We start from the raw sequence: 20873 nt of genomic DNA on the forward strand, positions 1-20873 counted from the left end.
ATAAATAGGTGTCTTAATCTGTTGTTTCTTTCGTTTTGTTCTTACGAAACTTGCCGGTGATTTTGTTCGATAAATCATCAAGATATGTGTAAACCACAGGGATTAAAACAAGGGTAAAGAAACTGGACACCGTTAAGCCGAAGATAATTGTAACGGCTAGCGGCTGCTGAGCTTCCGCACCGCGGCCAATCCCTATGGCCAGCGGCACCATACCAAGTACCGTGGTCAGAGTTGTCATAAGAATAGGACGAAGACGGTTCGGTCCAGCTTCAAGGATGGCTTCGTAACGATCATAAGATTTCCTTCGCAGGATATTAATGTAGTCAACAAGGACAATGGCATTGTTGACCACAATACCCGCGAGCATGATAATACCTACGAACGCTGGCAGACTGAACGGTAAATTCGTAATAAACAGCCCGCCGGTTATCCCGATTAAAGTTGCAGGTAATGAGAACATAATGATGAACGGAAACAGGAAGTTTTCAAACTGAATCGCCATTACGGCGTAGACCAGGAAGAGAGAGAAGATTAAAGCTAAGGAGAGATCTCCAAAAGCTTCCTGCATATCCTGTGCTTGTCCTCCAATTTCGAAGGAATACCCATCAGGCATATTCAAGTTCTCCAGCTCCTCGCGAACATCCTCTGTCACGCTTCCGAGGTCTCTGCCTGCTACTTCCGATTCCACATTTACTTGCGGCTGCTGATCTTGGCGAAGCAGCGTAACAGGACCCTGGACTTGTTCTAGTTCAGCAATGGAAGCAAGAGGAACTAGACCTCCATTAGGTGTTTGCACCGTCATTCCTTCCAAGTCAGCAATTGTCTGTCTCTCATCTTCCGGTAAAATCAACCGTACATCAAGTTCGTCACCGCCCTGGCGATATCGGGTAGCGATTTGCCCGTTAAACGCAAGCTGAGTCTGCCCGATTACTTGCTGGTAGGAAAGGCCATACTGCGCAGCTTTTTCACGGTTTACATTAATACGCATTTCCGGACGCCCTTCCTCCGTAGAAGAAGTAGCATTACTCACCCCGTCAACTTGATTCATGACATAAGAAACCTGGTTGGCTAACTGAGAAAGCACTTCAAAATCATCACCGTTCAGCTGGACTTGCAGCGGTGCCCCTGTTCCCAGTCCTGCATTCAATTCGGTTACTTGAACCTCAGCACCAGCCAGACCGCTCAGAGATTCATCCAGCTGTTCCATTACTTGCTGTGTAGTCCTCTCACGTTCTGAAGGGTCCACCAGTTGGATGGTATAAGAAGCCTGATCAGAAGAGCCGTTACCAACGCTCCCCATGCCGCCTCCCCCAACAGACAGATAACTGACATCAATGACGTCTCCGAACTCTTCTATTCGTGAATCAATTTGATTTGTGAATTCTTCGGTATCTTCAATAGATGTACCGGCCGGCATTTCTACACTCACTTCAATTTGACCCTGGTCAGAAGGAGGTATGAATTCGGTCCCAATTAGCGGCACTAAAGCGGCACTTCCGGCTATTAAAGCCACAGTAATGGCAATTGTTGTCTTTCTGAATTTTAAAACCCGGCGCAGTAAAGATCGATATTTATCATTTACTTTATCAAGAAATCGATCGAACCAGTAACGCCGTCCGCTATCTTTCAATGATTTGGTCAGCAGTTTTGAAGAAAGCATAGGGATTAGCGTGACGGATACCGCAAGTGATGCAATTAAGGCAAACATAATGGTCAATGCTAAAGGTGTAAATAACTCAGAAGCAATCCCCTCAACAAAGATGATCGGTAAAAAGACCACCAGGGTCGTAGTAGCTGATGCCACTACAGCCGGAGCCAATTCAGATGCTCCTTCTTTAGCAGCCTCTACCATTGAGTAACCACGCTGCCGGTAGCTGACGATATTTTCTAGTATGACGATGGAACTATCGACCATCATCCCTATCCCTAAAGCAAGTCCACCCATCGTTAACACATTCAATGTTTCCCCTGTAAAATACATAAGGGTAAAAGTTGAAATAATTGCAATCGGTATAGAGATACCAATGACAAGAGTGGCCCTGATACTTTTCAGGAACAATAGTAAAACAAGAATAGAGAAAATGCCGCCGAGAATAATGTTCAGCACGACACTATTAATCGAGATCTTAATGAATTCGGATGTGTCCAGTACAATCTCAGAACTCACATTTTCCGGAAGGTCCGCACTTCCTTCATTCAATGCCTCACGGACATTATCGGCAGCTTCTACGGTATTCGCATCGGTTTTCTTAAGGACCGAGAGTACAACCGAAGAAGAACCATTTACTTTTGCAACTGTATTAGAATTGGTGAGCTTCTCTTCCACCTCGGCTATTTGATCCAAGGTTACCTGCGCACCGGATGGAGATTGCAGAATCGTACTACGAACATCTTCAATCGACTCAAACTCTCCATCGATTCTGATCTGCAGGTCTTTTTGTCCTTTATCTACAGCCCCTGCAGACGCCGCCTGATTGGAAGCATTCAATGTTTGAACAATGGTTTGGGAATCAAGACCGTACTGAGCCATCTGGGCACGATCTACCAGTACTTGAACTTCTCTTACCTTGCCCCCTTCAATACTTACAGACGCCACACCTTCCTGTCTTTCCAGGAAAGGTACCAGCCGGTTCTCAGCCACTTGCTGTAATTCTTCCGGGTCATCTCCTGACAATCCAATCGTCATAATTGGAAGCTGCTGCGGATCAAAACGAAGAACACTAGGTTCTCCCGCTCCATCCGGAAGCGCAGCCTGTGCCTGGTCTACATTTTCCCTTACTTCAAGCAAAGTACTATCGAGGTCTACTCCCGTATTAAATTGCAAAAGAACGAGCGAAGCCCCAGCCTGCGATTGGGACTGGAGCACTTCAAGACCTTCAATCGAACTTACAGAGGACTCGACGGGTCGACTAACCAGTTCTTCTACCTCTTGCGGTGCTGCTCCTTCATAAGAAGTAGAAACCACAGCAATAGGCAGGTCAATTTCCGGATATAGATCAATCGTCAAGCTTCGTAATGAAACAAATCCTAAAGCAAGAATAGCCGCGACAATCATGATAACCCCTACTGGGCGCTTGACAGACAGATTAACTAGCTTCACTCTGTTCGTCCTCCTCCATGATTGTCACTTTCCCACCATCTGTCAGCGTCAACTGACCGGTGGTGATAACTTGAGCATCTTCAGGGAGTTCAGCATTTATCGCTGTGCGATCGGTTTGTGCTTCTACTACCTCAACATTTACACGCACCGCTTCTCCATCTACCACATGGTAAATATAAGATTCATTGCCTTCTTCCATTACTGCGTCAGTAGGTACAACCAGGCTATTTTCAACCACCGTTTCAGGCAGCAAGAAGGTTGCCATCATTCCTGGTTTGATGTTCTCCTCGTCATTATCAACCGTAGCTTCGACAGGATACAATCCAGTGTCGTCCGGCACAGATGAAACGGATTCTACAGTGGAAGTAACTTTCTCATCGAACGTACTAATTTCCACTTCCACTTCATCTCCATTATTGAAAAGAGAAAGCTGTTCAGCTGTAATCGATGCTGTAACCGTCATAGGATTCAACCCCACTATAGTAGCAAAGGGCTGCTGATTCGTTACGAGAGCTCCTTCTGTTGCTTCAAGGGAAGCAATCTCACCAGTAGCCGGTGCTGTAATTATCTGGTTTGAGGTCTGATCCTGAGTTTGATTCAACTGAACATTCGCTTGTTCTACTTGCAGCTCAGCCTGGTCGACAGCAATCCGCGCCTGTTCCAGCTGCTGTCGAGCCTGGTCCACCTGGGCTTCTGCTTGAGCCACACCAGAAGAAGATTGCTGAGCACCTCCCTGCAGCTGCTGAAGCTGAGCCTGAGCCTGGTCCGCACGGCTTTGGGCTTGCTGATGGAGAACCTCAGGGATAATACCTTCTTCGAAAAGAGATTTTGTTTGGTCTGCAAGTCCCTGCGCTTGCTCGTATTGCTGCTGAGCCATCTCTTTCGCCTGCTCATTTTGACTATCTTGTGCATCTTCCGCCTCTTCAGCTAATTCCAGCTGATCTTGCGCATTTTCCAGACCACTTTCCGCCTGCTCTTTAGAAATCTGGGCATTCTCAAGCTGTTTTTCTGCTTGGCGCACGGCTATTTGCTGCAGTTCAACCTGGCTTTCTCCATCCCCAGGATCCACCACGCCTATTTGCTGCCCTTCTTCAATCCGATCTCCTTTGGAAACGTTCAGTGTTACAAGCTCGCCGGGAGTTTCAGAAATAACTGGGGTAGTATCAGAGGTTGTAGTTCGTCCAATTACTTCTCGATTTATGACAAAATCCTCTGTCTGCACTTGTTCAACTTCAACAGGAGTTTCTCTCTCCGTGGTTTCTTCCTCCGTGTCCTCATTAGAACAAGCGGCCAGAAAAATTAATAAAACCATCAGTACGGCTATCCTTTTCATGTAAGACTTCCTCTCCTTATATGTCTCTAGCACTTCCATCGTTAAACTATATGTAAGATAAGTAAAATCCGCATCCTTCACACCGACCCAGCTTTTCGTTCCTTAACCTGAATATTCATTTTGACCAAGTAGTCATAATTATGAATAATGTTACTAAAGTACGAGTGGTAATGCAACTTGTAGAAAACACTCTAAATATGACAATATTGTGTCACAATTTGGAAAATGACCAAGTCAGCCTTCGGAAAAGGAAGCCATAAAAAAACCGGATCCTTCTCCCGGATCCGGTTTTACGTTCACTGTATAATGTTTCCGAGCTGAGCGGTCATTAAGTCCAACTTTTTGACCTTCGGAAGATTATTGCCTCGGAAGCGTTCATCAAAGTGCTTGAACATGGGTTCCATAGCTTCATCATCAATTAATTCAGCATAAGTTCTGTAGGTGTGCTGGTATTGTTTCATGTAACGTTTCATCTTCTTCTCAAAACCGGACAAGTGATAAGTTGAAGAAAAGTCGAATGCTTTCACAATATCACTATCATAGGATGGGAATTGAGGGTTAATTGCATGCAGCATGGAAGCTGCTAATGGGAACTGCATAGTCGGGTTGCCCTTGTGATTTTTAATTTCGTACAAGCTTTTTGTGATTTGTACAATGTTAGGTTTTTCTTCTTTTCGCTGCTCTTCCATCAACTCAAAATAGGACGTTTCGAACTCACTGGTTAAGCTTGGATTGTCTAATCGGAAAAAATGACGGAAGATAAATTGATATAAGGAATCATCCGGTACGTAAGTATTCTGGAACTCCCTGTGAAGATAGAGGTAAACGTCCAGTTTTTCCTGTGGAATTTTGTTGACTACACCTTCAAAGTCTTCTAAAAGTAAGTCCTTTAAATCGCTTGCCGTTCTGTATTTCATTAATAATCACCTCTATTCGCTTATTCCACACCAATAAAACCAAAAAACGTAAAATTGTAAAGTATTTATTAATGTGTATCTTACCTCTATTCTACATAAGCAAAACGGATTTTCCAATCAATTTCAAATAGTCGGACTTAGTTTTAAAAAGTCCGGAAAATTGTTTACTTTTCATTATTCTTACCGATATAACGTTTAAACGGCTGGACAACATATTTCTAACTGCTTAAGTATGGTCATTAGTGATAGATCAGCAGTCCATCAACATAGTCGAAGTAAAGCCTGTGATCTGTATGTATTCCTATTGGAAAGAAGGGGATCTATTGAATCAGAAGGCAAAAACATTGGCGGCCAGCGGATTTATTTCATTCCTTTCAGGAATTGGAGTATTTTTACTCGACTTTCTGTCGGCCTTACATTTTCATTTGCCTCTTTTAACTCTGGGCGGCATATGTTTGATTACTATTGCGGTGTTCTTTTCTTATAGCAGCCATAAGAAAAGCCGCTAATTTTAGCGGCTTTTTCGTTATTGATTCTCATCATTTTCGTTTTCTGTCATGTCATTATCCATGGTATCTTCATTCGTCATATCTTCTTCGGTGGCATCATTTTCTCCATCAGTCTTATCTTCTTGGTTCATATCTTCTTCGTTACCCTCATTCATGCCATCTTCATTCATTTGATCCTCTTCTTTGTTCTCTTCCTCGTTCATGTTTTGTTCTGTGTCATTTTCTTCTTTACCCATTGGATCTTCATCTGTACCGCAGGCACCTAGAAGGGAAACCAGCAGCATAGCAATTAGTAACTTAATTGATAGAGATTTCATTTGTATTCCTCCTTTTTAATGATTACGATCAGTAGTATGTCCCCGCTGGTAAAAATCATCCATTTTTCCCCAAAAAAAATTCCGGCCGAAGCCGGAGTAATTTGATGAAACTTTAATTGTTCTTCTGGTATTCAATGGATCGGATCAAAAAGGCAGCAAACTGCTCTCTTGTCACTGTTTCTGATGGACCGTACTGGTCAGCACTCACACCAGAAGTTATCCCTGCGTGATACAGTCGGTTTACCGAATCATCGTACCAAATACTCTCTTTTACATCCACAAATGGATGGTCTTTCGAAGTCTTCTCGAAATTATAAACATTCTGCAGCAGGACGGCCATTTCACTTCGCTTCAGGTCATCTTCTATATGAAAGCGTCGTTTCTCATCCCCGTTAAAAATTCCTTCATCAGCTACAGCAGCGACAATATCAAAATAACGGTTTTCAGAAGAGACGTCCACAAAACCAGGATCCGGACGACCAGTCAATGCAAGATCCTCAGCACGTACAAAAAGCATAGCAGCATGGATACGAATTAAATTCTCTTTCATCCCAAATTTATCTTCACTATGGCCTCTGAGTATATTCATATCGTATAATTGATCAATACTTTCCTCGGCATAATGACCAGCAGGAACATCTTTAAATTTATTTCTTAAATAATTTGATGCTACATAGCCCTTGGTTCCGTTCTCTTTTGCGACTTTATACCAGACAAAGGGATTTAAACTGTCAGGACTTTTTTCATACGTATAGGAGCCTTCAATCGTCAAATGTTCTCCCTCTTTCACTTTCCCTATTACGTTCAAGTTGGAAGTAGTAGGTTGAGAACGCAAGTTAACTTCTTGAACTGCTCCAACGGTTTGTCCCTTTTTATAAAAGTAGTTGGAAGAAGTAAATGGCTCCAGGAAACGATAATCCATGGTTACAAACCTTATATTATCTTTTTTTGAAGGATCATAGTCAAAATCATCCCTTGAAAAACCTAATTCACCAAGCTCACGATCCATATTTCTTTCAATGATCTCGAATACTTCTTCTTGATAAGCTTCTTTATTTTCATCACCATTCTCCTGAATAACCGGGCTATTCACTGGTTTAATACCATTATAAGCCATAACCGCGAAATACCAGTTCTCAATATAATTTCTATGGTACGCGTTAACAGAGCTTTCACTTTTATTGATGGATGGCAGGTCATTTCGTTCGTACATTTGGTTTAAGATCTCGACACCAGCTTCAATATTATATACAATATCCTGCTTTAAAAGTGAATCATCATAGTTATCCTTCTGTGTCACTTGCATAATCCCAATACCGCCATCTTCGGAAATAAGCGGCTTGTTGTTTTCAAACTGTTTCCAGGCACTTTCCTTTTCGGCTACAGCTTTAACAATTTCAGGAGGTATATCGTATTTCACAGCTGCTTCTGTTAAAAGACAATTGATGATTTGCTGATCAGGGTTCACGACCCCTGATTGTTCGAAGCTGCACTTATCTCTGATTTGTGTGTCTGCATGTACAGTTGGAATTAGAAAAATATTCATAACGACCAGAAAAGCCAGGACTCCAAAGGCTTTAAAATAATTTTTAATGCGAAGCCACTCCTTCTGCTAGATTAATAGATTTATTTTCTCAATGCTCAAATTATACCATTTTATTCCTTTTAACCCCACAAAAAAAATGCCCCGGATTCCAGGATCCGGAGCATTCAAATTATTTCAAAGCGAACATAATCTCAGCCTCACAGGCTACTTCCCCATCTACCGTTGCTTTCGCTTTTCCTTTCCCCATCGGTCCTTTCAGCCTGACAATGTCAACTTCGAGTTTTAACCGGTCGCCTGGTTTTACCTGGCGTTTAAAGCGGCACTTATCTATGCCTGTGAAGAAGGCGAGTTTGCCCTGGTTTTCTTCTTTCTTAAGCATAGCCACCGCTCCCATTTGAGCTAAGGCTTCTGTAATTAATACGCCTGGCATAACCGGATAATCAGGAAAGTGCCCCAGAAAAAAAGGTTCATTCATCGTTACATTTTTGTATCCGACAGCGCGCTCACCTTCTACAATCTCTTCCACTTGATCAATTAGCAAAAACGGATATCTGTGCGGAATAATTTCTTTAATTTCTTGGATATCTAACATACATGCAGCTCCTTTTTTTCAATCTACCCTTATTATATAGATGGATAGCCCTCTCGACAAAATATAATTGAAACAACCCTTCAAAACAGATTCTATAAGTTCATATTTTTGATTATTGTATATAAGCTCCCGATACTGGAAGACTCAGTTTCGGGATAGTCTGGGTCCATTACGTTAAATCGGGAAGGGCTGGTGGGGAAATAACTCGCTTTCCTATGGGGGAAACGGTGAGCTTCCTTGGATCGCACCTAGTTCCTTCTCCCATGGGAGTCTCGCTATTTCCCCACCAACCCAGCATGATTAAGAAAAAGGGACCCTTCCAGAAGAGAAAAATTCTCCTGCTTAACCTTAATTAAATGCTTCTCTGACAGGTTATTGCGAGTAGTTACATTTTGAAAATAGGTTCAAATTCCACTTCACGCAGGTGATGTTAGAAGTGGTTTTGAGCTTCTGATTTGGCAAGGTCCGGAGAGGGACGATGGAGACTCCTCCGGGATGAACATGATCGTTGAGATCCCGGAAGTCGAAGACTGAGGAGGCTCAGCACAGATGAGGTTCGACTAAGAACGCCACGTCGTGTGGCAACGTCGAACGACCCTGCATCGTGCAGGGCCGGAAAGCGAAATCGTCCCCCGAAGGACCTTCCTCATAACCAATATCTCGAAACTGAGTCTTCCACAATCCGGCCCTTTAGTGCAAGAATCCTTATATGACAAACCACCCCTGTTTAGCAGTCTTACACTAAAAAGATATACACGAGTAACACCAGAAAGTAATAAACCGCTGTGACTGAAGTAGTCACAGCGGTTTATTTTAGGACGAACGAGTTAATTCTTTAGTATTTTCCTGCTTGGCGGGAACCGATCGCTCTCCGTCATTCATTTCCTGAGTTTGTGCCCATTCTTCTACTGGAGACGATGGACTCATCCAGAAGGTGTACCAGGACCCTTCCTTAATAATCGGATCTAAGTCATACATGTCAAAATGGGAATAAGCAGTAACTTCTTTTAACTCTTTTTTATCAGGCAGCGCAAAAAGATTCGAATGAGCTACAAAGAAGCTGTTAAAGGCTGAGGAAAATGCTTCCCCATGCTCGGTTTCGTTAATTGGAGTAATAACAGAAACAACTCCTTGAGAACTTACATAACTATACATTTGTTCTAGAAGACCAGGGCGCGCGTCCGGATGGACGTAGTGGAAGATATTATGAAGCAATACCACATCCATTTTCTTTCCATTCTCCGGCTTCCATTCATTTATATCTCCGACTTCAAATCTTATATTAGAAAAATCCTCTGATAATTCGCGTGCACGATCAATAACCTTTTGGTTCAAATCTACCCCAATCATCTGAACTTCAGGGAATTCCTCGGCTAACTTTCGTAAGTAACCGCCGTGGCCACAGCCAAGATCCACTATGGTATCTACATTTCTTGTTCGTATCATCTTCTTAATCTTCTTAATCGCAAAGTGTTCGAGCAGAGCTGAGGTTTCGGCTACAACTTCTCCGTGCAGCTCATGATCAAATAGCGCACGCTCATGAGATTTTAGTATGGAGGGATATTGCAGCATTGTAGGAATATGAAGCTCCATCATTTCTTTCAGCAGCGCTTTTACACCAGACGACTGATCTTGTCCCATTAGAGCGGAGCATCTTCTTCTCGAGGTACGATACCGTTCATTTGGCCGCTTCTTCAAATGCTTGACAGCCACCCCTACTTTTACCCAGGAAGCTAATAAATCATAAGAGTAACCTGTTTTTTCACTTACCGCTTCCACCGTTCTGGCTGTTTTAAATTCATCAAATAGTTCTAACTCAGATCCTACATATGCGTGCCAGCTTGGCAGAAACGATTCATTCTTCTTCATCCACTTTCTAGCCTGCATGGCCATTACCCATTCGTTCATATGATTCATCCTTTCCTATTTCTCAATTTCCCATGGATAGTCCTCTGATTCTGAAAATAAGTATCTCCACTGTGTTTTATCCCTGACCTTTTTGCTCCGTGCTGGGAGAACACTTCCCTGGATAGCACGATCGACTACTGTAAAATTCCATGCTCCAAGCCCGGATATATTGAGCATTTGTTTCACATGAAGCTGATCATCATCGTAAATCCGCTGTACCGCTCTCATGCGGATTTTTCTCCACCATTCGAAACGAAAAGAATAGACAAGGGCTGACAGGTGACTTAAATGAAGAAGGGAAGAAACCCGAGGCTTCCTTACATCTTCGTAGTAATGTAAATACTCGTGATAATTCTTATTATTTTCTTTACACCATGCTAGAAGTTCTCCAAGGACATCTGCATCCTGCACAGCCAGGTTCATCCCTTCACCAGCCATAGGGTGTACCGTGTGGGCAGCATCGCCAATAATGGCAAGGTTTCCAGAATAATACTTGTCCACGTGATAGGTATAGGGAATCATAAGCTGAACTTTTTTCCAATCATCTATGGCACGCACTCCCTCTGACAACTCTGGTTCAAGTTCACTGTACGCCTGATAGAGACTTTCAAGTCCCTGTTCTTTAATGGTTTTGTATTCTCCTGCTTTAATTAGATACACCGTTCTCACTTCATTGTCAGGGAGAGGAAACAATCCTAGAAAACGGTCAGCTGTGGTAATAATTTTTCCTTTGGTGTAAGACGCAGGTCTGGGCATTGTTACAGTTAGAAAATGGTGGTTGTAGTCTTTGCGCTTCACATCAGCATTCATAGCTTTTCGAGTAGGGGAGCTGCGCCCCTCTGCTCCGATATAAACCTCGGCTTCTACATAGAAAGTCTCCTTTTTCTGCTTCACCTTTGCCATCCCTTTTTCAAAACCTAAAAATCGAGCACCGCCTAAATAGTGGAAATGTTCCCCGAATGATTGTCCCCTTTCCCGTATGATAGACTTCGTTCTTTCATGCGGCACCATTAAGGCATGATCGTATTGACTGGCCACTCGGCTATAATTCAGCTCTGTTAAATTTATTTCTTCTGGGGATTTCCCTTCATGGCGGCGAATTTCCTGAAAGCGGAGCTGATCAATCACGTGACCGCAGTCTTCAATTTCATCAATAACGCCAAGTCTTTCCAGTATCGCAATGGTTTTAGGTTGTAATAATTCTCCTTTATATACGGGTGATTCCTTTGTCAGCTGCTCGGCAATCGTGACATGAACGCCGCGACTGGCCAGTTTAGCTGCCAGTGTTAAACCGCCAACACCTCCACCAGCGATAAATACATCGGTTCTCAAAGCATGCGTCCTCCCCATTAAATAAATGATTAGATTTAAGATTTATTCCCTGAATAACGGTTTCGAAAACAATTCAATGTGCCATCTGTGCCCTTCTCCAGCCTTTCCGGGCATAAAAAAACACGAGTCTTTAAGACTCGTGTAGAAAATCCAATCAGGCTATTCTGTTTTTGTAACAATATCCCATATATGCTGCCATGTGTCCCAGTTAAGAGCCTCCATAGGATTTCCGTCTCCGATCACTCCGTATCCGACCATTAATCCAATGAGCAAAGCTAAGATGCTCAAGACCAGCACAATGATAATACGCAGCCAGATAGGAAGAACACGGATACGGCTTTTATGCCCCGTCTTTTCACTCAGGGTCTTTTTCAGCTTCTGCCAATACCCTTGTTTTTTTGTGTCATCTTGTTTAGTCGCTTTATCTAAAGCTTTACGTTTCTGCTCTCTATCCTGCTCACGTTTATGCTTCTTGTCATTTGTATTCGGATCTGTTGCCATGGTCGTCAAACTCCTTACGTTTATGATCTAAGTTGATTGATCAGACCCATCATCTGATCACCCGTTGAAATCGATTTTGCATTAAATTGGTAAGCTCGCTGAGCTGTAAGCATATCCGTCATTTGCCTTGAAACATCAACATTAGATGATTCAAGCGTTTGGTTCTGTATCCGAGACTGATCTTGGGGAACTTCTGTGGTAATTCCTGTGCCTTCCATACCATCAGGAACTTTAAAACGGTTGCCGCCCTCAGTCTCAAGCATTCTCGGTCTTACTGCTTCCACCACCTCAAGCTGACCTTCAACGGATGACTGATCACCGCGTGTTACAACCACTGAACCTTCCTTATTGATCTCTAATTCAGTAAATCCACTTTCAAGAACAATAGGCTCTCCAGATTCTCCAAGCACAGCATAGCCTTCCGAATCAGTAAGCATAACTTCATTGACATTTAAGGGGTTTAAATAAAAATTCCCTGCCCGAGTGTACTGGGTCTCTACGCCAGCCTCAGTAGGAATTTGCAATTGAAATAAATGACTTTTCTCCAACAGGGCAAGGTCTAGTTCTCTACCTGTATTCTGAAGGCTTCCCTGGCTAAGGTCAAGGTTTGTATGACCGAGCCTTGCACCTGATCCTATCCTCACGCCCTCAGGGGTCTGCCGACTTGCAGGAGCTGATTCGGAGGATAAATTATCGATTTGCTGATACAACAAAGAAGAAAAATCGGCCTGACGACTTTTGTAGCCAGGAGTGTTCCCATTAGCTAGATTATTCCCTATTAAATCAAGCTTACTCTGCAGCTGTCCCATTGTAACAGAAGCCTGAATCATTGAACGGTTAATCATAAGTCCCCAACTCCTTAGCGCAGTCTTGCAATCTCAGTGACTGTTTTTTGCATACTTTGATCGTAAGCTTTAAGTACTCTTTGATTCATTTCAAAAGCTCGATATGTATTCATCATTTCCGTCATTGTTCTGGCACTGTTTACGTTGGAACCTTCTAGAAAATTCTGCTTTACTTCAACTTCGACTGCGTTACTCTCCCGGACATCTATGACCTGAGTCCCGCCTTCTCCGAGCCTGTATAAGCCTTCACCATCTTTCACCATATCTTCAGCTGCGGGACTATAAGATAAACCTATAGGAATAACTTGTCCATCTACATTGATACTACCTTCCTCAGAAATATTGAATTCCATCCCGTTTGTTTCAATCGGATTTCCTGATTGGTCCAATACATAGTTCCCCTGATTTGTGGTTAGAAACCCTTCACCATCCACGGTGAAATTCCCATTTCTAGTGTAGCGTGGTTCTCCTGCCTCATTTTGAACATCAAAAAAAACAGAGCCCGACTCGTCGGGCACATTTTTTTGCAGGAGAGCTAAATCCGTACCAACACCCGTTTCCCTCAAATCTCCCTGAGTGAAAGCAGGGACAGATTCTTGCATATAAACACCTGTGTTAAGGGATCCTACAGAATGCTGCACAGGAATATTACCACCCCTAGCAGAGCCAGGAAGATTCCGGCTTCCCATTTGTTCAATCAGCAGTTCCGGAAAAGCTCGCATCGTTCCCTGATCAGCTTTGTATCCTGGTGTGTTCACGTTGGACATATTATTCGATAAAGTTTCCTGCATGCGTTGATTAGCAAGCATTCCTGAGGCGGCTGTGTAGAATCCTCTTAACAAGGTGATCGCTCCTTTATTAAAATTAGCGAAAGCTATAACACTATTTTACTGTCAAACGTTTATCCATGTTATCTAGTATAATTCCCGTTCCGGTAACTACACAATCCATCGGAGAGTCAGCAATCAGCACAGGGACTTTCAATTCTTCGAAAAGAAGCTGATCCACCCCGTGAAGAAGAGCACCTCCACCTGTCAAGGTAACCCCGCGGTCAATGATATCCGCAGAGAGTTCAGGAGGCGTTCGCTCCAATACTTCTCTTGCAGTATGAACGATAACCTTAACAGGTTCCCGAAGTGCCTTTTCTATTTCTTCAGAGTTTACAGAAACTGTACGAGGGAGACCAGTAATCATATCGCGGCCGCGAATCTCAATCACTTCCGTCCTGGCCTCTGGAAATACAGTACCCACATTTATTTTTATATTCTCAGCGGTCCGTTCCCCAATTAATAATTTGTACTCTTTCTTAATATATTGAAGTATTTCCTGATCCAATCTATTTCCAGCCACTTTGATCGACGCAGCTGTGACAATTTCCCCCATTGAAAGGACTGCTACATCAGTGGTACCTCCCCCAATATCAACGATCATGTTCCCACTTGGCTGGTATATATCCATGCCTGCCCCTATCGCAGCGACTTTAGGTTCTTCTTCTAAAAGAACTTTTTTACCACCTGCTTTTTCAGCAGCTTGTTTTATCGCCTGCTGCTCCACTTGTGTTATATTCGTTGGGCAGCAGATCAATATTCGAGGTCTGGATAGAAAGCTGCGGGCATTTGCTTTTTGGAGAAAGTACTTGAGCATAGCTTCTGTTACATCGAAGTCTGCTATTACGCCATCCTTCAATGGACGGATAGCTTCAATAGTTTCAGGTGTGCGTCCCACCATCCGCTGAGCATCTTCTCCTACTTCCAGTACTTCCCCAGTTTTCCGATCCATCGCAACTACGGTTGGTTGATTTAAAACGATCCCCTTACCCTTTAGATGAATGAGCACATTAGCTGTACCAAGGTCTATCCCGATATCTCTTGCAAACATGTCCTGTAGATCCTCCCTATTGAAAACATCCGTGCCCGTAAACATACAAAATTGCCATAACCCTTTCGGTTAAGTAAAGAGGTCAGGAGTGTTCATCCATGTTATGGGCATTCAACCTGAGCTTGAATTTTTACATCCCTTTTTAAAAAATAGCGTTCATTGCCTATATACGGCGGTACACATCTAATTGTATATTCTATCATAAAATTATGACAATCAACGCATTTTGGGAGGAAAAAATCACCTTATACTCAGGGGATTTTCCTGAGGGAGGATGACAAGGGAAGTCAGGCAAGAGGCTGGACAGGTCCTTCTTCTAGCAGCTGGGCTTTATACTTTCTTCGTGTCGCTTCTCCCCCGCGGAGGTGTCGGATCTCCTTATGATAATCTAGTATTTTCTTAACTTCTTTAGCAAGCTCCGGATTCACTTCTGGAAGTCTTTCTGTAAGGTCTTTATGCACCGTACTTTTAGAAACGCCAAATTCCTTGGCGATCACTCTGACCGTTTTTTTAGTTTCAATGAGGTGCTCTCCAATCTTGATGGTCCTTTCTTTGATGTAATCATGCACTCCACTCGCCTCCTGTGATTGTCTATCCAAGGGGGTGGTTTCAAAGGAAAGCGCTTATACTGTTAGTAGTGAGGGGGTTACTCTAGGTGTGAGTCATGGTGTTCCACCCTGGACGTTACCGAGTGCTCGGTTATCCTCATTGTATTATTAAAAAGGGTGAGTTATGCCACAGTGGTAAGGATGGAGCTTGCTTCCCTGAAGTTTTTTATGTATATGCTTTCTCATAATTTATGATTGGCCATAAAAAAAATGAGGGGACAGGCCCCTCATTTAGGTTTGAGTTGTAGAAATGGATGATGCACTATCCTCATCAGGAGTTTCTTCTCCTTCTGTATCAGCTGCAGGATCTTCATCCGTATTTAGTTCCTCATCTTTTGGCTCATCAGATACTTCTGGTTCTTCTGTTGAGTCTTCGACAGGAGCACTGTCATCTTCAGCCGAAGGTACTTCTGATTTTTCTTCAGCTTCTACTTCTTCTTTCACTACTTCACTGATCTTAGTGGAAGGTTGTCCGAAAAAGCTTTCTGGATTTACAGGCTGTCCGTCATTTCTTAATTCGAAATGAACGTGCACGCCACTCGCTTGACCGAAGGAATTCTGTCCAGCAGAACCCAGAACATCACCTTGAGTAACTTCAGAACCAGCTTGGACTTTAATGTCAGCTAGACTAGCATAGACAGTTGATACGTCTTCATCATGTGTAATTTCAATGACATTGCCATAAAGTGGGTCTTCTTTTACCTCTGTGACTGTTCCTGATAGAGCTGCTGTAACTTCAAAAGCTTCTCCATCTTCTCTTGTTATATCGACGCCTTCACTCTGATAGTACTTATTGTTGTATAGGACCAGTGCACTTTCTTGATCTTCCTGAGACGCATTGTAATCATAGAACTTAGTTACGATAGACGCGGCTTCCTCATCAACGACAGGCATTTGTAAGTTTTCATTTTGCTCCATGACGGGAACTGAATCTTCACCGGAATCCTGAGTAGTAAACTCATCCTGAACTTTCGTTTCTGATTGATCAGCTAACTGGTTTTCTACTTCCTTACCACTTTGCTGATACCAGAACACCCCGACTAGAACTAATGCTGCTACTGACAAATACAACGCTGGATACAACCATTTCTTGCGCATTAAGCGTTTAAACTTTAATTTTGTCACGTTTTTCTTTCCTTCCTCTCTCATGTTCATCACCTCAAAAATCATTCTGAACACATCTGAGGTATAATATACATAGAGAGGAAAAATTTTCTTAAAAAATGCATTACTATTTCAACGATCGGCAATGAAAATTATACCAAAAGGAATAGTTCTTTCGAGCTGTACACCGTCCATCAAACAATAAGCTATGTAAAACCTCCAAGCTGCTTATTCCAGATAAACTCCCGTTTGTGGAAGACTCAGTTTAGAGACTTTGGTGAGAATTAGGTCCTGCGGGGGACGATTTCGCTTTCCGCCCCTGCACGACGCAGGGTCGTTCGACGTTGCCACAGGACGTGGCGTTCTTAGTCGAACCTCCTCTTCTGTGGTAAGCTTCCTCGGTCTTAACAGCCCAGCGGGATCTTACCGATCATGTTCATCCCGTTCTTACACATTTTTTAGACTTAATCAAATATCAGAACATAAACGACATGGAGAGCTATCCAGCTCCAGCACCTAGCGTCTAGTGAGACTTCCCTCACTTCTGTACGATAAGGCAACATCGAATCGCTCCGCTCTTCGTGTTTTCTTTATCTCCGCCAGCTCAGTTCAGTCCATACGACGCTGACCAAGGTGCTTCCGCTTTTAACCTAGGAGTCTTCATCGTCCCCCTCCGGACCTGGCCGAATCATAAACTCGAAACTACTTCATACACGGTGTACTTGGTGAGAAAAAAGCATGGGATAAGAGTGTATTTTCATGCTAGAACGATGTAAAAAAAGCTTGTCATAGAAGCATTCAGGACTTTAGAAGGAGAGCATTCTCTCTTTTGGAAGGGTCCGTTATTCTCCCATGGCTGGATTGGTAGGGAAATGGCGAGACTCCCATGGGAGAAGGGACTAGGTGAGATCCCGCAGGGAGTGAAACGAGCGAGGAAGCTCACCGTTCCCCCATAGGAAAGCGAGTCAATTCCCCACCAATCCTATACCTTTTAAGTAAAGGACCACGTTTTATCTCGAATTCGAGTCTTCACCTAACCGGCCCTATAGCGTAATATCTTTTCAGGGAAAATAAAGACAGGACCTTTACCATTAGGTCCTGTCTTTATTACTGTCTTATCAGTTGACTGACTTATCATCTCTGGAAGTTAATAATGCGGTTTGTTTATTGATGGAAGATACTTCTGTATCATGATAATAATGAGTTACTATGTCTTTATAGCTACTGCCGCTCTTAGCCATTCCATTCGCCCCGTATTGACTCATGCCAACGCCATGACCATATCCTTTCGTTGTAAAAATGACATGTTCCCCTTTTTGCTCCATGGAGAAATCACTTGAAGGCAGTTCGAAGGTTTCTCTTATTTGTCTTCCTGAAAAGGTTTGATCCCCAACTTGAACCTTATCTACACGATTTCCTTCTGTCTTTGTCATGGTCATATTCCCATTAAGATCTATTCCGAGAGCTGTTTGTACTTGAGTAACCGGTATAACTTTCTGATCTGCGAATTTCGGTGACTGTTGATCCCATGGGCTTTCTACGCTTTTTAGGTAGGGGATCTCATTTTCCCAGTAGTCTTCTGCATTTTCTGTGTACCCATTGCTCGTTGAAAAGAATGCTGCCGTAATGGGCTGCTGTTTGTAGGTAATTATTTCTCCCGCTGTCTCGTTAACAGCTGATGTGATTTTCTCCATATTTTTCGTATATTGATCGTGCCACTGAGCTCTCAGTTCTTCATCGTTCTTATAGACCTGATGATTCACGGTGTCAGTCACATCGGCCTTCTCCGACACAGCCCCTTCTTCCAGCAAATGTCTAGTGATATAAGTCCGTGCTGCTAACGCTTGCGCTTTTAATGCTTCCAGTTCAAACTCAGCAGGCATCTCAGATGCTACTACCCTTGCGACATAAGTTTCCAGAGGGACTTTTTCCACCTTCCCTGATTGGCTTCGTTCCACTCTGACCGATAGCGGGGAGAGGTCTTTTGATGAATCAGCAGCTTTTTCAATCGGATTTGGAGTCTCCTGGACTTCATGTGAATCATTGGTACCTGTAAAAGGCACCACAATTAGGGTAGGTAGTAGAAGTATAGCCCCGAACAGGCCACCTGTTATGATGAGTGCCATCCAATTTTTTCTTTTCATTCTCACCCTCCTGATTACATTGTAGATCTCTCTACTAAAATGTATCCCTAAAACAAGGATGATAGAACCAAAAAAAAGCTTGGCTGTTTCAAAAAATAATGAAACAGCCAAGCTATAAAGATATATACATTATAAGGTCGATAAAGATTCGTTAGCTTCTTGATCTTCATTGTAAGTTTCTTGTTCGTCAATTCTTTCTATATCTGCGCCGATCCCTGCAAGTTTATTTGCAAAATCAACATATCCACGGTCGAGATGCTTAAGTTCTGTAACCCGTGTATAACCATCGGCAACCAGACCAGCTAGTATAAGAGCTGCTCCAGCTCTTAAGTCAGTCGCTGCTACTTCAGCTCCCTGTAGAGATGAAGGTCCTTCCACAATAACATTGCGGCCTTCAATTTTCAGGTGAGCATTCATCCGGCGGAATTCTTCCACGTGCATGAAACGATTTTCGAAGACTGTTTCCGTAATGACGCTTGTGCCTTTAGCGTTTAACATTAAAGCCATCATCTGAGACTGCATATCAGTAGGAAATCCTGGATGAGGCATAGTTTTGATGTCCGTTGCTTTCAGCTGGTCCGGACCAATAACTCGCAGCCCATCATCTTCCTCTTTAATGATAACGCCCATTTCTTCCATTTTTGAAATAACAGAACGAAGGTGTTCACGCATCGCACCTTTAACTAATACATTACCTCCAGTAATAGCAGCTGCAACCATAAATGTTCCAGCTTCTACACGGTCGGGGATAATGGTATGAGTGGCGCCTATAAGCTTGTCGACTCCTTCGATACGGATGGTCTCGGTCCCAGCTCCAATAACCTTGGCGCCCATTTTATTGAGATAATTGGCTAAATCCACAATTTCGGGTTCTTTCGCACAATTCTCAAGGATAGTTGTTCCTTCAGCTAGAGCTGCAGCCATCATGACGTTTTCTGTTGCTCCTACACTAGGAACATCAAAATAAACCTTTGCACCCTGTAAACGGCCTTTGACTTCTGCCTCAATGTAACCATTTCCTACAGTTACCTCGGCACCCATGGCTTCAAAGCCTTTTAAGTGCTGATCAATAGGGCGTGATCCAATTGCACAACCCCCAGGGAGGGCAACCTTAGCATGGCCATACCGGGCCAAAAGTGGTCCCAATACGAGAACAGAAGCTCTCATTTTCCTTACATATTCAATTGGTGCTTCTGTTTCAAGGTCTCCAGAAGCATCTACGGTAACTGTGTTCCCATTTACTTTAACGTCAGCATTCATATGTCGAATCACTTCATTGATAGTCGTAACATCTGCTAAAGCAGGGACTTCGTGTAGTACACTTTTTCCTTCACTGGCAATTATACTTGCTGCGATGACAGGCAGTACGGCATTCTTGGCGCCTTCTGCTTTTACAGTGCCATTCAGCTGCCTCCCACCACGGACGATGATTTTTTCCAAAGTTCATTCTCCTCCGCGTCCATATTCATTATTATTAATATTCAGCAGTAATAATGGGTGTGCCAATAGTGATGTTTGTCCGCCCGCCCAAAGTTCTTGTGGCGAACTGGATATTCATCTTTCCACCGGCTGTCGGGATCGCTTGTCCCCATTTTTCCGTATATCCGGATCTGCTAGTCCAATCTTTTTCTGTAACTTGATCTAATGGCTTAATGTCGAATGTTTGTTTGAATTTTTTATACACTAAAACATCATCTATAATACCACTAGACTTAGCCTTAAGACAAGAGAAAATTAGGACGTTTTCCGAGAAAAACCTACTTTCAGATTTTTGTATCCGATCTTTTACTTCTGGTGTCAGGGAAAATGTACCCTTACCTGCAATATAGTAAACCAATTCCGCCTTTTCATCTTTATTTTTCGGCAGAATAATACTATAACTTTCGTCAAATTCCCCATTATTAAGACCGTCTTTTAGTATGATTTTATTTGAGTTCTCTTGCTCTTCATAAGAAACTTTTAAAGATAGATAGGATTCGGAAATCTTTTTTTCTAATAATAATGAATCAGACCTCGATATCGTTTCTTTAAGTGTGACCGACCATTCTTTGACGTCCAGCTGCTCATTCTCAGCAAATGCTGCAAAATTTTCAATAGGTGTATCCGCAGTCAGTTCCTGTGAATAAGCACCTGTACATACCATAAACAATACCGTAACCCCTGCTAGTAGACTTTTCACTTTCAGATGCCTCCCCGCGTATAGACTTACTATAAGTCTGACCGGAGAAGACCACAATCA

At 42.9% G+C, this 20873-nt stretch carries 18 protein-coding genes; 1 reads left to right on the forward strand and 17 read right to left on the reverse strand.

From position 1 onward, the window contains the following. Window positions 1–13: 13 nt before the first annotated feature. The 3 genes from ACTWPM_RS14685 to ACTWPM_RS14695 all read right to left on the reverse strand — a co-directional run bounded on the left by ACTWPM_RS14685 (window position 14) and on the right by ACTWPM_RS14695 (window position 5350). Complete coding sequence (locus tag ACTWPM_RS14685) at window positions 14–3100, reverse strand: efflux RND transporter permease subunit (RefSeq protein ID WP_443133782.1); 3087 nt, start codon at window positions 3098–3100, stop codon at window positions 14–16. Beyond that, window positions 3087–4433, reverse strand: a complete 1347-nt coding sequence (locus tag ACTWPM_RS14690) for an efflux RND transporter periplasmic adaptor subunit (protein ID WP_443133783.1) — start codon at window positions 4431–4433, stop codon at window positions 3087–3089. Before ACTWPM_RS14690 ends, ACTWPM_RS14685 begins: the two co-directional genes overlap by 14 nt. 296 nt (window positions 4434–4729) lie before the next feature. Next, window positions 4730–5350 (reverse strand): hypothetical protein, encoded by a 621-nt coding sequence (locus ACTWPM_RS14695; protein ID WP_443133784.1) that lies wholly within the window; start codon window positions 5348–5350, stop codon window positions 4730–4732. A gap of 323 nt (window positions 5351–5673) precedes the next feature. On the opposite strand from ACTWPM_RS14695, the gene ACTWPM_RS14700 reads away from it, so the two are divergent. Beyond that, entirely contained in the window at window positions 5674–5859 is a 186-nt protein-coding gene (locus ACTWPM_RS14700; protein WP_443133785.1) for a hypothetical protein, read from the forward strand. A 17-nt stretch (window positions 5860–5876) separates the two neighbouring features. Here the strand turns inward: ACTWPM_RS14700 and ACTWPM_RS14705 are convergent, their stop codons facing one another. The 14 genes from ACTWPM_RS14705 to ACTWPM_RS14770 form a co-directional block, all read right to left on the reverse strand. Continuing rightward, on the reverse strand, window positions 5877–6176 hold the full coding sequence (locus tag ACTWPM_RS14705; protein ID WP_443133786.1) for a hypothetical protein: 300 nt from the start codon (window positions 6174–6176) through the stop codon (window positions 5877–5879). A 112-nt stretch (window positions 6177–6288) separates the two neighbouring features. Further along, window positions 6289–7722 (reverse strand): S-layer homology domain-containing protein, encoded by a 1434-nt coding sequence (locus ACTWPM_RS14710; RefSeq protein WP_443133787.1) that lies wholly within the window; start codon window positions 7720–7722, stop codon window positions 6289–6291. 169 nt (window positions 7723–7891) lie between these two features. Beyond that, entirely contained in the window at window positions 7892–8314 is a 423-nt protein-coding gene (gene fabZ, locus ACTWPM_RS14715; protein WP_443133788.1) for a 3-hydroxyacyl-ACP dehydratase FabZ, read from the reverse strand. A gap of 813 nt (window positions 8315–9127) precedes the next feature. After that, complete coding sequence (locus ACTWPM_RS14720) at window positions 9128–10222, reverse strand: class I SAM-dependent methyltransferase (RefSeq protein ID WP_443133789.1); 1095 nt, start codon at window positions 10220–10222, stop codon at window positions 9128–9130. A 15-nt stretch (window positions 10223–10237) separates the two neighbouring features. Beyond that, window positions 10238–11554 (reverse strand): FAD-dependent oxidoreductase, encoded by a 1317-nt coding sequence (locus tag ACTWPM_RS14725; RefSeq protein ID WP_443133790.1) that lies wholly within the window; start codon window positions 11552–11554, stop codon window positions 10238–10240. Between the two features lie 159 nt (window positions 11555–11713). Beyond that, a complete protein-coding gene (locus ACTWPM_RS14730) occupies window positions 11714–12055 on the reverse strand; it encodes a DNA-directed RNA polymerase subunit beta (protein ID WP_443133791.1) in 342 nt (113 codons plus the stop codon). A gap of 20 nt (window positions 12056–12075) precedes the next feature. Next, window positions 12076–12900, reverse strand: a complete 825-nt coding sequence (locus tag ACTWPM_RS14735; RefSeq protein ID WP_443133792.1) for a flagellar hook-basal body protein — start codon at window positions 12898–12900, stop codon at window positions 12076–12078. A gap of 14 nt (window positions 12901–12914) precedes the next feature. Beyond that, complete coding sequence (locus ACTWPM_RS14740) at window positions 12915–13742, reverse strand: flagellar hook-basal body protein (protein ID WP_443133793.1); 828 nt, start codon at window positions 13740–13742, stop codon at window positions 12915–12917. Between the two features lie 40 nt (window positions 13743–13782). Then, the gene (mreB, locus tag ACTWPM_RS14745) at window positions 13783–14778 is read right to left on the reverse strand and encodes a rod shape-determining protein MreB (protein WP_443133794.1); all 996 of its coding nucleotides are present in this window, start codon (window positions 14776–14778) and stop codon (window positions 13783–13785) included. Between the two features lie 287 nt (window positions 14779–15065). Then, window positions 15066–15347, reverse strand: a complete 282-nt coding sequence (gene spoIIID, locus ACTWPM_RS14750) for a sporulation transcriptional regulator SpoIIID (protein ID WP_443133795.1) — start codon at window positions 15345–15347, stop codon at window positions 15066–15068. 270 nt (window positions 15348–15617) lie between these two features. Beyond that, the gene (locus ACTWPM_RS14755) at window positions 15618–16511 is read right to left on the reverse strand and encodes a peptidoglycan DD-metalloendopeptidase family protein (protein ID WP_443133796.1); all 894 of its coding nucleotides are present in this window, start codon (window positions 16509–16511) and stop codon (window positions 15618–15620) included. A 1097-nt stretch (window positions 16512–17608) separates the two neighbouring features. After that, window positions 17609–18634, reverse strand: coding sequence for a stage II sporulation protein D (spoIID, locus tag ACTWPM_RS14760; RefSeq protein ID WP_443133797.1), 1026 nt, complete (start codon window positions 18632–18634; stop codon window positions 17609–17611). A 129-nt stretch (window positions 18635–18763) separates the two neighbouring features. Further along, on the reverse strand, window positions 18764–20074 hold the full coding sequence (gene murA, locus ACTWPM_RS14765; RefSeq protein WP_443133798.1) for a UDP-N-acetylglucosamine 1-carboxyvinyltransferase: 1311 nt from the start codon (window positions 20072–20074) through the stop codon (window positions 18764–18766). 34 nt (window positions 20075–20108) lie between these two features. Then, window positions 20109–20813 (reverse strand): YwmB family TATA-box binding protein, encoded by a 705-nt coding sequence (locus ACTWPM_RS14770; RefSeq protein ID WP_443133799.1) that lies wholly within the window; start codon window positions 20811–20813, stop codon window positions 20109–20111. Window positions 20814–20873: the final 60 nt, after the last annotated feature.

The organism is Halobacillus sp. K22, from assembly GCF_052246795.1.
GTDB lineage: Bacteria > Bacillota > Bacilli > Bacillales > Halobacillaceae > Halobacillus.